Raw genomic sequence first — 1613 nt, forward strand, 5'->3', positions numbered from 1 at the left:
CGCCTGACCCGCGCGCCGTGCGGCGGGCCGGTCGGCCCGCCGCACGGACACGGAAGGCCACACGGAGACGAGAAAGCCCGGTCCCACGTCAGGTGGGGCCGGGCTTCGTCGTACGGGAACGGTCAGGCGGTGCCGGCGTACCGGGAGAGCTGGTCGAGCCCCTGGATGATGCCGCCGGCCAGGTCACCGCCGCCGAACGAGGCCACCATCGACAGCGCGGCGATCTTGGCGTACGTGTCCGGCACCCGCTTGCGGGCGTGCCGGCCGGTGACGATCTCCAGCTGCCGCTGGTTGGGCGAGACCGCGATCAGCACCGAGCGGTCCGGGTCGGCGAGCTGCCGGTGCAACCGCTCGGCGTGCTCGCGGACCGGCTCGTCGAGGCCGCCCACGAAGACCGAGAAGGTCAGGCCGGTGGTCCTGTCGGCCAGGCGCAGCGCCTCGTCGATGCGCAGCAGCTGGCGGGTCGAGAACGGACCGTCGAGCACGTCGGGCGGGGTGCCCGGAGTGGTCTCGGGCTGCTTCTCACCAACGGTCACTTGCGCCTCCGGTCCCACCGGCCGGCGCCTCGACGCCGGCCTGTTCCTGCTTGCGGCTGCTCAGCGCGGGCGCCTGTGCCCCCGCCGCCAGCGCGGTGCCGGCCGAGTCGGCCAGCTCCTCCGGCTTGCCGAGGAACCACACCGGCGTGAAGCTGAAGGGTCGGCCCGGACGGTACCGCTTGGCACCGCCGCCACCACTGCGGCTGCCCGCGTAGACGAGGCCGGCGATCACCAGCACGACGACTGCCGGGATGCCGACGAAGACCAGCAAGGTGTCGGTTACAGACAATCCCAACGCCCCCAGGCGGAAAGAGAGAACTTCGACCGGGCCGGGTGGCGGGTCACCGTGGTGACCTCCCGACTCCGCTGCCATTCACGTTAGCGGAGCCCACGCCCCGCCAGAGCGGCGGGTGGCGATCCCACCCGCCACACAGACCCTCCAGTTGCGCAGCCGTCGCGATCAGTCTCGCGTCGTCGCCGTACCGACCGGTCAGCAACACACCGACCGGCAACCCCTCGGCGGTCACCCCCACCGGCAACGAGACCGACGGCTGACCGGTGACGTTGAAGACCGCACAGTACGGGGAGAACCGCCGTTGCAGGTCGAAGTCCTCCTCCGGCGTACGCCCCTCGGTGAACCAGCCGACGGGTGCCTGCGGGGACGCCAACGTGGGACAGAGCAGCAGGTCACAGTCGGCGGTACGGCGCGCGCCGAGGCGTACCTGCGCCTGGAGTTCGCCGAGGGTGGCGCTGAGCGTACCGGCGGATATCCCGCCGCCCCGGGCCCGCAGGAAGCGGGTCAACGGCAGCAGGTCGGCCTCCCGCTCGGGCGGCACCGGCGCGAGCGAGAGGACGTACCAGACGACCTCGAACAGCGGCCAGACCTGTGGCCCGAGTGGCGGTGGCACCTCGACCACCTGGTGACCGGCGGCGGTGAGCAGCGTCACGGCCCGGTCCACCGCGGCGACGCAGTCCGGGTGGACCGGCTCGTCGGCGAGCATCGGCGCGGTGAACCGGCCCACCCGCAACCGTCCGGGGTCGGCGGCGCGGGCGGCGCCCAGGTAGCCCTGTCTCTAT

The 1613-nt window shown here is 72.7% G+C and carries 2 protein-coding genes and 1 pseudogene; all 3 read right to left on the reverse strand.

Features of this window, described 5'->3' with window-relative positions; genetic code table 11:
- Positions 1 to 122 precede the first annotated feature (122 nt).
- Entirely contained in the window at positions 123 to 536 is a 414-nt protein-coding gene (locus EYA84_RS31605; protein WP_131057827.1) for a DUF5130 family protein, read from the reverse strand.
- Positions 523 to 807, reverse strand: a complete 285-nt coding sequence (locus EYA84_RS31610; RefSeq protein WP_131057828.1) for a hypothetical protein — start codon at positions 805 to 807, stop codon at positions 523 to 525. The genes EYA84_RS31605 and EYA84_RS31610 overlap by 14 nt, the downstream gene beginning before the upstream one ends.
- Before the next feature lie 70 nt (positions 808 to 877).
- Positions 878 to 1603 (reverse strand): annotated as a pseudogene (locus EYA84_RS31615) (amidase family protein); the annotation flags it as partial.
- Positions 1604 to 1613: the final 10 nt, after the last annotated feature.

The sequence above is a fragment of the Verrucosispora sp. SN26_14.1 genome (genome assembly GCF_004307965.1).
GTDB lineage: Bacteria > Actinomycetota > Actinomycetes > Mycobacteriales > Micromonosporaceae > Micromonospora.